Origin of the sequence: Flavobacterium sp., assembly GCF_044368625.1 — a bacterium.
Classification (GTDB): domain Bacteria; phylum Bacteroidota; class Bacteroidia; order Flavobacteriales; family Flavobacteriaceae; genus Flavobacterium.
On the sequence record NZ_JBIPPD010000098.1, the window covers coordinates 1 to 11,465 of the forward strand.

The window sequence follows — 11,465 nt, forward strand, 5'->3', positions numbered from 1 at the left end:
TTCATGCAAGACAAATTTAGGCTTTTGACCTTAAACACTTGGAGGAAAACTCCAAGTGTTTTTAATTTATCTGTTGCACTTATAACTTGAACTTACATTGTATACAAAAGTCAAATATTAGGATATTGATTATTTTATTAAAAACTATAATACGACAGCAAACATAAAAAAGTGCCAATAATTAGTTTGTTTTTATGAGGTCTTAATAAAAATCATTTTATCCTGCAATAATCGTTTTTCACCTAAAACAGTGTTTTTTAAATATTTTTCACTAATAATAGGTTTTTTTCACTTATTTTTGAATAACCATTTTTCACTAAAAGCATGAATATTAATCATTTTTCACTAAAAATAAGTGTTTTTCACGGCAGAAAAACTCCAGAAGAAGGACTTCTAGTTGGTTATGGAGCTTTAATAGAAAAATTAAAACTTCCCGTTCCATTGCCAAATCGCCTAGCGTTAATAAGCACAAAGAAGCGACAATACTCGACAGACAATTGGTTAGTTCTTACTTCAAGACACGAACCCGAAGACATTTTATATAAACAATTGGTATTTGCTTTAAAATACGAAGGAGTCAATCTACTGTTCTTTAAAAAACTTTTCCAAGTAGTTCAAAAAGACACCATAAAAGAAATAGTTCAAAAAGAACCAAGTGGTCAATATAGCCGTAAAATATGGTTTTTGTACGAGTGGTTACTTCAAGTAAAATTAGATATTCCAGATTTGGACAAAGGAAACTTTGTCTTTTTGATTGATGAAGATATACAATATGCTTCATCTATTTCAACAAACTCTAGTAGGCACCGTATCAAAAATAATTTAGCAGGAACCGTTGATTTTTGTCCTCTAATATTTAAAACAGAAAAATTAGAAAATTATATTGCAAAGAATAGTACAGAGAACATAGACACAGTAGTTAAAGGGTTCCGTAAAGATATTTTATTAAGGACTTCCTCCTTTTTACTATTAAAAGACTCTAAAGCTTCTTTTAGTATAGAAGGCGAAAACCCAACACAAAACAGAGCTATGCGATGGGGTAAAGCTATAGGTCAAGCAGGAAGCAAAGCTTTAAGCAAAGAAGAATTATATCGTTTACAACAAATAGTGATAGAAAATAGTCGTTTTATTGAAATGGGATATAGAACAGAAGGTGGATTTGTTGGAGAGCATGACAGAACCACGGGAGAACCTATCCCAGAGCATATTTCTGCCAAACAAGATGATGTTGAACAACTTATGAATGGACTTATCATAACTGCTCATCACATGGAGTCAATTGGTTTTCATCCCATTTTAACTGCTACAAAAATTGCTTTTGGTTTTGTCTTTATTCACCCTTTTGTAGATGGAAATGGCAGAATACACCGTTATTTAATTCATCATTTATTAGCTTCTATGAAGTACAGTTCGCAAGGAATTATTTTCCCTGTATCGGCAACAATTTTAGAAAGAATAGCTGATTATCGTAAAGTATTAGAAAATCATTCTCACGCTATATTGGATTTTATTGAATGGGAGAAAACGAAAAGTAATAATGTATTGAATGATACTATTGATTATTACAGATACTTTGATGCAACACCACAAGCGGAATTCTTATTTGAGTGTGTTGATACCACCATTCATAAAACTATTCCAGAAGAAGTAGCTTATTTGCAAAAATATGATGAAATGAAGTTATGGCTTGACGACCATTTTCAAATGCCCGATCATATGGTAGCATTATTAATTCGCTTTTTGGAACAAAATAATGGAACACTGTCAAAAAGAGCACAAGAAAAAGAATTCGTTGGATTGAATAATGAAGAAGTTAAAAATATTGAGCAACAATATAACCAAGTTTTTGAATTATAAAATCAATATGCATCTAAGTACACTTATTGAGTGGCAAAATAACAAAAAATGCTTACTATTGCAAGAATTAGAAATTTATAAAGCCCTGCAAATCAACTATAAGACGCATCACTTTTCATACTGTAATCAAAAGGTAGTTGGTTCGAGCCCATTGCTTGTCCTGATTATTGTCGGGAAGGTGGAGCACATCAGAAGTCCGATAGAAATATCGGACTTTTTTATATTTATATATTTCCTCAAAACTTTTTGACTTGATCCTTGTTTTGCATCTGAAATGGTATTGTTTCCCATTTCAGGCGGCGGTAAGAACAGCCATTGAGCTATTGTACAAGTAAAACCAAAGCAACATTGTAAGTTGCAAGAACAATTAGTAAGAAGTTGGGTATTGATGCTTCGATTGTTTTGGGGGTTTAGGTCGTGTACTAACCCCGACAGCGTTTAAAACGCTGTCGGAGTTGTAAATGAAGTTGCGATATAGTTCTTTCATAAAAAAATGAAACTATTATATTTTAGAGTTATGGTTTTTATAATAGCGTAAGCAACAATTTGGTTACGAGCTTGAAGCTCGCACTAGCGTAGCTGTAAGTAATGCTCGGACGAGCTGGGGAAAATTCACAGTCGATTTCTATAGTAAACTACGGAGATGATTATATTAATAACCGAATGTAATACTACTGCTGCAAGAAAACATAAAAACCAGCCTAAAACAGCACCTCCTTGACCTCGATAAAACATCCCATAAATAAAATAAAAACTATAGATAAAACTAATTAAAAAATTAATCCAAATCGAACGATTTCTAACATTTTTACTTAAAAGCGCTAATGAACAGAAGTAGAAAAAAAAGGCCAACAATAAGATTCCTATGTCAGAACTCATAAATTATTCATTTAATCAGTTGATATTTATATCATCCATTTTTTGAACTTAGTGCTAAAGTAGAAAAAATCAGAAATCTATCGATATTCTATTAAATAAATTGGTATATCGTTAGTAACTCTGTCGGCGTTATGAATGTACTAATTTCAGAAACCAAAAGAAAAACCAAGAATCCCCCTAGCCCCGATAGAAGCGGTATTCCCGACTTTTTCAGGCGGGAATAAGAGCGGATAGCGGGAACATGGATTGCTGAAACAGACCAAGCCATTCGCTCCAGAAAAAAAAATTTTACGCAAAAACTATTGTCCTATTATTTGCAATGTTAAACAAACAAATAGTATTTTTGCACGCTTAAAAACTACAACACAATGAGCACTACTAAAACTATTAAATCGGCCTTAATTTCGGTGTTTTCGAAAGAAGGTTTGGAACCCATTGTTCGGAAACTACACGAACAAAATGCAACTTTTTACTCTACCGGTGGAACTGAGGATTTTATCAAAAACCTTGGTATTCCAGTGGTTGCCGTGGAAGACGTTACAAGTTATCCTTCGATTTTGGGCGGAAGAGTGAAAACATTGCACCCTAAAATTTTTGGCGGCATCTTGAACCGTCAGGACCATGAAGGCGATGTGCAACAAATGGAGGAATTTGACATTCCGCAGATTGATTTGGTGATTGTAGATTTATATCCTTTTGAAAAAACGGTTGCTTCGGGTGCTAGTGAAAGTGATATTATTGAAAAAATTGACATTGGTGGCATTTCATTGATTCGGGCGGCTGCCAAAAATTTTAAAGATACCGTGATTGTGGCTTCGGTAGAGCAATACAGCACTTTGCTGGATTTGATTACGGAACAAAATGGCGCGACTACTTTAGAAGACCGAAAACTTTTTGCAACGAAAGCGTTTCATGTTTCGTCGCATTACGATACGGCCATTTTTAATTATTTCAATACAGAAGAGACGTTTTATAAAGAAAGTATTGCCGATGGACAAATCTTGCGATACGGAGAAAATCCGCACCAGAAAGGGTTTTTCTTTGGCGATTTTGACGCGATGTTTACCAAATTGCACGGAAAAGAATTGTCGTACAACAACCTGCTTGACGTAGATGCAGCGGTAAATTTGATTGCCGAATTTAAAAACGATGGCCCTACTTTTGCGATTTTGAAACACAACAATGCGTGTGGTTTGGCCAGTAGAACTAGCATTTTAGACGCTTACAATGCGGCTTTGGCTTGCGATCCGACGTCGGCTTTTGGTGGCGTTTTGATTTCGAATACCAAAATTGATTTGGCAACAGCCCAAGAAATAAATAAATTGTTCTGCGAAGTGGTTATTGCCCCAGCTTTTGATGCAGAAGCGATTGCGGTTTTGGAAGAAAAGAAAAACCGCATTATTCTGGTTCAAAATGAAGTGGCACTTCCAGAAAAACAAGTACGCACTTGTCTTAACGGACTGTTAATTCAGGAAAGAAACAATTTGACTGATACGAAAGACCAGTTAAAAACCGTTACTACTACAGCACCTACTGCTGCACAAATAGAAGATTTGATATTTGCATCTAAAATTTGTAAAAACACAAAATCCAATACCATCGTTTTTGCCAAAAACGGCACTTTGATTTCATCAGGAACCGGACAAACTTCTCGTGTAGATGCTTTAATGCAAGCCGTAGAAAAAGCAAAAAATTTCGGTTTCAGTTTGGAAGGTGCTTCGATGGCAAGTGATGCGTTTTTTCCTTTTCCGGATTGTGTAGAATTGGCAAAAAATGCAGGAATAATAGCGGTAATCCAGCCAGGAGGTTCGATAAAAGACCAATTGAGCATTGATTATTGCAACGAAAATAAACTTGCAATGGTATTTACAGGCACACGTCATTTTAAACATTAATTTGTTTAACTTTGCACGTTCATTTATAATAACTTAAACCCCCAATAAAAGTATGGGATTTTTTGATTTCATGACCGAGGATATTGCAATTGACCTTGGTACAGCAAATACATTGATCATTCACAACGATAAAGTGGTGATTGACAGTCCATCCATCGTTGCCCGAGATAGAATTTCGGGTAAAATAATTGCCGTTGGAAAGGAAGCCAATTTAATGCAAGGGAAAACCCATGAAAACATAAAAACCATACGCCCGTTGAAAGATGGGGTTATTGCAGACTTTGACGCGTCGGAGAAAATGATAAGCATGTTTATCAAAAGTATTCCTGCATTAAAAAAACGCCTTTTTACACCTGCTTTGCGAATGGTGGTTTGTATTCCGTCTGGAATTACAGAAGTAGAAATGCGTGCTGTTAAGGAATCGTGTGAACGCGTGAATGGAAAAGAAGTTTATCTCATCCATGAACCAATGGCTGCGGCAATTGGTATTGGTGTGGACATCATGCAACCAAAAGGAAACATGATTGTGGATATTGGTGGTGGAACAACCGAAATTGCAGTAATCGCATTGGGCGGAATTGTTTGCGATAAATCAGTGAAAATTGCAGGTGACGTTTTTACGAATGACATCGTTTACTATATGCGAACGCAACACAATCTTTTTGTGGGTGAAAGTACCGCAGAAAAGATCAAAATTGAAATTGGCGCTGCCATCGAAAATCTGGAATCACCGCCAGATGACATGTCGGTTCAAGGTCGCGATTTATTGACCGGAAAACCAAAACAAGTAGAAGTTTCTTATCGAGAAATAGCCAAAGCTTTGGATAAGTCCATTCAACGAATTGAAGACGCTGTAATGGAAACCCTTTCGCAAACACCACCAGAATTAGCAGCCGATATCTACAATACTGGAATTTATCTTGCAGGTGGAGGATCGATGCTGAGAGGTTTGGACAAACGTATTTCGCAGAAAACTGATTTGCCAGTTTACATTGCCGAAGATCCTTTGAGAGCGGTAGTTCGTGGAACGGGAATGGCACTTAAAAATCTAAACCGATTTAGAAGCATCTTAATTAAATAATAAATTCCAAATTTTTAAAATTCCAAATTCCAATACTATTACACGATTGGAATTTGGAGTTTGAGATTTTATACCTTGTTAAACAATGCAGCAGATATTTAATTTTATATTTAAAAACAGCTATCGATTGCTGTTTTTGCTGCTTTTAGGAATTTCATTAACATTGACGATTCAAGCACATTCCTTTCACAAAAGCAAAGTCATTAGTTCGGCTAATTTTTTAAGTGGTGGCGTGTATGCACAATTAAATTCGATTGACGAATATTTCAGTCTACGTTCGCGAAACGAAGCATTAGCCAGCGAGAATGCACGATTGAAAATGTTGCTTTTTAACCGAACCGATTCCGTAGATGTCGACAAAATAGATACGATTCCTGGTTTGAAAAGAACGAATGTTATCGTTTCAAAAATCATTCACAACTCCTACAATACCCCCGAAAATTACTTGACTTTGCATGCTGGTACAAATGACGGAGTAAAAACGGATATGGGGGTTATCAACGATTTGGGAATTGTTGGTATCGTAGAGAAAACTTCACCTAAATACGCCACTGTTTTGAGTGTTTTGAACATCAAATCACGAATTAACGCTAAGTTCAAAAAGTCCAATCATTTTGGATCATTGGTTTGGAATGGCAAAAACACTGGGTTTGTACAACTAATTGATGTACCGCGTTTGGCTTCTTCGGTTCGAAAAGGCGACACGATTGTTACCGGTGCTGAATCCAGAATTTTCCCTGAAAATATTAATATCGGAACGGTGCACAAAATTTATATCGACGATAAAACCAACTATTACACGATTGATGTAAAATTATTCAACGACATGACCAATTTAGGTCACGTGTACATCATCAAAGACAACGAAAGAGAAGAATTACTGCAACTCGAAAAAGAAACCAAAGAAAATGAATAGTGCTTTATTTATAAATATTGCTCGATTTATACTGTTGTTGTTTATGCAAGTTGCCATATTCAACAAGATGGACTTTTTGGGCTACATCAATCCGTATCCGTATATTTTATTCATCTTGCTTTATCCGGTAAACGGTAATAAATACGGCTTGTTATTGTCTAGCTTTTTGTTGGGAATAATTATGGATTTGTTTTGCAATTCGGGAGGTGTTCACGCCACAGCTGCTATAACTCTGGCGGCGTTGCGGCCCACTTTTTTTAAGTTTTCTTTCGGTGTGAGTTACGAATACCAAACGATAAAAATTAACGACAAAATAACACCCGAACGTTTTTCTTTTATAGCAATTTCGGTTGTTTCTCATCACTTTGTGTTATTTTTGCTGGAAGCATTCCGTATGATTTTTTTCTTAGAAGTTTTACTTCGAACGTTGTTCAGCACCGTGTTTACCATCTTAATTTGCATCCTACTAATCTATTTATTTAAGCCTTCCAGACGATGAGAAAAGTCCTACTTCCCACAATCATTATAGTTTCCGCTTTACTGATTTTGGCGCGACTTTTTTATTTGCAAATCATTGACGAGTCGCTCAAATTAAAATCGGATAACAACGCCATCAAAATCAATTATGAATATCCCGAACGCGGCTATATTTATGATCGAAACGGCACTTTACTAGTTGCCAATCAGCCCTCGTACGATATCATGGTTACCCCAAAAGATGTCAAAAATATTGATACGCTTGAACTTTGCAAATTACTAAGCATAACAAAAGCTGATTTTATTAGAATCGTCGAAAAAGCACGGGTTTACAGTCCGCGACTCCCATCGGTTTTTTTGCCACAGCTTAATAAAAGAGAATATGCCGCTTTTCAAGAAAAGCAACGAAAGTTTCAAGGTTTTGAAATTGTCAAACGTTCTCTTCGCGATTACCAAACCACAGCTGGTTCCAATATTTTTGGATTTATCACACAAGTTAACGACAGAATTATCGAGGACAATCCCTATTACAAAAGTGGTGATTTGATTGGTAAACAAGGAGTAGAGCAAGAATATGAAAAGGTATTGCGAGGCATTAAAGGGGTAAAATACCGCCAAAGAGACAAATTCAATAAAGATATTGGCTCGTACAAAGAAGGAAAATTTGATACGATTGCCGTACAAGGCGAAGACATAAAACTCACGATAGACATTGCTTTGCAAGAATATGGCGAAGAATTAATGCTCAATAAACGAGGTGGAATTGTCGCGATCGAACCCAAAACGGGAGAAATTTTGGCACTGGTGACCGCTCCATCTTACGACCCTTCCATTTTGGTAGGACGTGAGCGTTCTAGAAATTACACGCGTCTGTACAACGATTCAATTGCCAAACCGCTCTTTGACCGGGCTTTACTTGGGGAATTTCCACCAGGATCGCCATTTAAAATTATAACGGGACTGGTAGCATTACAAGAAGGTGTGGTTGATGAACAAACAACTTTTTATTGCAACCACGGTTTCAGCTACGGTCGTGGTCGCTTTATGAGGTGTCACGGGTCTGGCCCTCATCAGTTGCACAATGGGATTGCCGTTTCCTGCAATACCTACTTTGCAAATGCTTTTATGCAAACGATTAATAAATACAAAAGTCCTGCTTATGCAGTTGACGTTTGGAGTTCGCACGTCAAAAGTTTTGGCTTAGGCGAATTTATGGGTTACGATTTACCTACAGGAAAAAGAGGTTTAATTCCAACGTCGAAAACGTACAAAAGAGTATATCCAAATGGCGGCTGGAGAAGCACGACTATAGTTTCTAACGCCATTGGACAAGGAGAAGTCTTGATGACGCCGATTCAATTGGCCAATATGATGGCGGCGGTAGCTAATGAAGGATACTATTATACGCCTCATATCGTTAAAAAAATTAAAGACCATAAAATTGATAAAAAATTCACGACCAAACACGAAACGACGGTTGACAAACACTATTTTAAACCTGTAATTGAAGGTTTGTTTGCTGTTTACAACGGTGGTACAGCTTCTAGTTTGCGAATTGAAGGCATTGATATTTGTGGAAAAACAGGAACAGCCGAAAATTATTCTAAAATCAATGGGGTACGTACCCAACTTACAGACCATTCGATATTTGTAGCTTTTGCGCCAAAAGACAATCCCAAAATTGCGATTGCCGTTCTTGTTGAAAATGGTTATTATGGTGCCCGAAATGCGGGACCTATTGCGAGTTTAATGATTGAAAAATATTTAAAAGGAAGTATTTCTCGTAAAGATTTGGAAGTAAAAATTTACAGCAACGATTTGCAAAAAGAATATGCAAAATACATCAGCGGGTTACCTTTTGGCATAAACGGACGATAAAATGAAAAACCAAAGTACGAGAAGTAATATGGACTGGATGGTGGTGTCTTTATACATCACCTTGGTGGTTTTGGGGTGGCTCAACATTTACTCTGCCTCGTTGCCTATAGAAGAAACCTCCATTTTGGACTTGAATCAAATTTATGGAAAGCAAATGCTTTTTATAATTATCAGTATTCCCTTGATAATCGTCCTACTTTCTATTGATGGAAAGTTTTTTGAAAAATTTTCAAGCGTTATATTTATCGGATCGTTACTGGCACTTGCAGGACTTTTTGTTTTTGGAAAAGAAGTCAAAGGACAGACCAACTGGTATGCCATTGGCTCATTTGGCTTACAGCCCGCTGAATTTGCGAAATTTGCAACAGCCTTAGCACTTTCCAAATATTTAGGAGACGTCCAAGTCAATTTGAGTGTTGCCAAATACCAGTTTCAAGCTTTAGGAATTTTATTGTTACCCATTGCATTAATCGCCCCAAATGATCCGGGAAGTGCCTTGATTTTTAGTTCGATGATATTGGTACTCTACCGCGAAGGTTTGCCGGCTTGGTACTTGTGGACTGGCTTCACGGCTATTCTTCTGTTTATTGCCAGTTTGCTTTTCGAACCCATTTATATTGTTTTAACTGCTTTAATACTTATTATCATACAATATTTACGATCAAGACTCATAAATAGAAATATTGTTTTAAGCAGTATCGTATTTGTACTCATAAGTGCGTTTACATTTTCAGTAAGTTATGTTTTCGACAATGTGTTCCAGCAGCATCACCGCGACCGATTTAATATTTTACTAGGAAAAGCAGTCGATATGAAAGGTATTGGTTACAACATCAACCAGTCCAAGATTGCAGTAGGCTCAGGAGGTTGGACAGGAAAAGGCTTTTTGGAGGGTACCCAAACCAAAGGCGGATTTGTACCCGAACAACACACCGATTATATTTTTACGACCGTTGGCGAAGAATGGGGATTTATCGGATCGATGATTATAATCTTCTTATTCATTGCTTTAATTTTGCGAATAATTTATTTGGCCGAACGCCAAAAAACCAAATTCAGTCGTGTGTACGGATATTGTGTGGCTTCCATTTTATTCATACACTTTTTTGTCAATACGGCAATGGTATTGGGACTTTTTCCTACCGTTGGTGTTCCGCTCCCCCTATTTTCGTATGGAGGTTCGGGACTTTTGGCTTTTACGATGTTGATTTTTATTTTTGTAAAAATGGACGCCAATAAAGTCAATGAATGGTAATTACTAACATCTAATTTTGATTTTCTTTACCACTTGTAAATTGTATATTTGCCCAACTTACGCTTTCACTAATGAAAAACAACATCAACGGATTTTCGAAATTGTCGAAAGAAGATAAAATCGCTTGGATTGCTCAAACGTATTTTTCCGAACCAGAACAAGCCACTCAACTCATCAAAAGTTATTGGAATGCTGATACGAAACTGCAACAATTGCACGATGATTTTATCGAAAACACAATAACCAACTTTTATCTTCCGTTGGGAATTGCTCCAAATTTTTTAATAAACGGAAAATTTTACACCGTACCGATGGTGATCGAAGAGAGTTCGGTGGTTGCTGCAGCTTCAAAATCGGCCAAATATTGGTCCGAAAGAGGCGGATTTAAAGCTACCGTTTTTAATACCGAGAAAATTGGTCAAGTTCACTTTATTTTCAAAGGAGAACCCGTAAAATTAAATACTTTTTTTAGCAAAATAAAAGCAAAATTTTACGAAGACACGAACGACACTACGGCCAATATGCAAAAACGTGGCGGCGGAATTGTGGATATTGAGTTAAAAGATAAAACGTCTGCATTAGAAAATTACTACCAATTAAACGCCACATTTCAGACGAAAGATTCAATGGGTGCTAATTTCATCAATTCTTGTTTGGAGCAATTTGCCAAAACTTTGAAAAGAGAAGCAGTTGCTTATGCTGATTTTAATTCAGAAGAAAAAGAGATTGAAGTCATCATGAGCATTCTGTCCAATTATGTCACTAATTGTATCGTTAAAGTCGAAGTTTCATGTCCGGTAGCTGATTTAGCAGAAAAAAACATTCCGAATCCAAAAGATTTTGCAGAAAAAATAGTAAAAGCCATTCGCATTGCAGAAGTAGAACCATATCGAGCAGTAACACATAACAAAGGAATCATGAACGGAATTGACGCCGTGGTTCTGGCAACAGGAAACGACTTTAGAGCGGTGGAGGCCGGAATACACGCTTATGCTTCCAAGGAAGGTCAATATACGAGTTTGTCCCACGCCAAAATCGAGAACGACATTTTTAGTTATTGGATGGAAATTCCGCTCGCTTTAGGAACTGTGGGTGGATTAACGAGTTTACATCCGATGGTTAAATTAGCATTGGAAATGCTTGAAAAACCGTCTTCTTCTGAATTGATGCAAATTGTTGCTGCAACAGGATTAGCTCAAAATTTCGCAGCCTTGCGTTCCCTTACTA

At 36.7% G+C, this 11,465-nt stretch carries 8 protein-coding genes; all 8 read left to right on the forward strand.

The window, feature by feature from the left end; translation table 11 throughout:
* Nucleotides 1-324 precede the first annotated feature (324 nt).
* Entirely contained in the window at nt 325-1,857 is a 1,533-nt protein-coding gene (locus ACIQ2X_RS08890) for a Fic family protein (RefSeq protein ID WP_396178575.1), read from the forward strand.
* Between the two features lie 1,247 nt (nt 1,858-3,104).
* Entirely contained in the window at nt 3,105-4,631 is a 1,527-nt protein-coding gene (gene purH, locus ACIQ2X_RS08895) for a bifunctional phosphoribosylaminoimidazolecarboxamide formyltransferase/IMP cyclohydrolase (protein ID WP_396178576.1), read from the forward strand.
* Between the two features lie 52 nt (nt 4,632-4,683).
* Entirely contained in the window at nt 4,684-5,712 is a 1,029-nt protein-coding gene (locus ACIQ2X_RS08900; RefSeq protein WP_396178577.1) for a rod shape-determining protein, read from the forward strand.
* 85 nt (nt 5,713-5,797) lie between these two features.
* Nucleotides 5,798-6,628 (forward strand): rod shape-determining protein MreC, encoded by an 831-nt coding sequence (gene mreC, locus ACIQ2X_RS08905; protein ID WP_396178578.1) that lies wholly within the window; start codon nt 5,798-5,800, stop codon nt 6,626-6,628.
* On the forward strand, nt 6,621-7,127 hold the full coding sequence (locus tag ACIQ2X_RS08910; protein ID WP_396178579.1) for a rod shape-determining protein MreD: 507 nt from the start codon (nt 6,621-6,623) through the stop codon (nt 7,125-7,127). Before mreC ends, ACIQ2X_RS08910 begins: the two co-directional genes overlap by 8 nt.
* Nucleotides 7,124-8,983: a penicillin-binding protein 2 gene (gene mrdA, locus ACIQ2X_RS08915; protein ID WP_396178580.1), complete on the forward strand. Its 1,860-nt coding sequence runs from the start codon at nt 7,124-7,126 to the stop codon at nt 8,981-8,983. Before ACIQ2X_RS08910 ends, mrdA begins: the two co-directional genes overlap by 4 nt.
* 1 nt (nt 8,984) lies before the next feature.
* Nucleotides 8,985-10,238: a rod shape-determining protein RodA gene (gene rodA / locus ACIQ2X_RS08920; protein ID WP_396178581.1), complete on the forward strand. Its 1,254-nt coding sequence runs from the start codon at nt 8,985-8,987 to the stop codon at nt 10,236-10,238.
* 71 nt (nt 10,239-10,309) lie between these two features.
* Nucleotides 10,310-11,465 (forward strand): hydroxymethylglutaryl-CoA reductase, degradative (locus tag ACIQ2X_RS08925; RefSeq protein WP_396178582.1); only part of this gene is annotated, 1,156 nt, incomplete at its 3' end.

What these genes read in the sequence shown, in the direction of transcription:
- rodA (WP_396178581.1), top strand. Translation starts at nt 8,985, where the DNA reads ATGAAAAACCAAAGTACGAGAAGTAATATGGACTGGATGGTGGTGTCT.
- ACIQ2X_RS08900 (WP_396178577.1), top strand. Translation starts at nt 4,684, where the DNA reads ATGGGATTTTTTGATTTCATGACCGAGGATATTGCAATTGACCTTGGT.
- ACIQ2X_RS08890 (WP_396178575.1), top strand. Translation starts at nt 325, where the DNA reads ATGAATATTAATCATTTTTCACTAAAAATAAGTGTTTTTCACGGCAGA.
- mrdA (WP_396178580.1), top strand. Translation starts at nt 7,124, where the DNA reads ATGAGAAAAGTCCTACTTCCCACAATCATTATAGTTTCCGCTTTACTG.
- ACIQ2X_RS08910 (WP_396178579.1), top strand. Translation starts at nt 6,621, where the DNA reads ATGAATAGTGCTTTATTTATAAATATTGCTCGATTTATACTGTTGTTG.
- purH (WP_396178576.1), top strand. Translation starts at nt 3,105, where the DNA reads ATGAGCACTACTAAAACTATTAAATCGGCCTTAATTTCGGTGTTTTCG.
- mreC (WP_396178578.1), top strand. Translation starts at nt 5,798, where the DNA reads ATGCAGCAGATATTTAATTTTATATTTAAAAACAGCTATCGATTGCTG.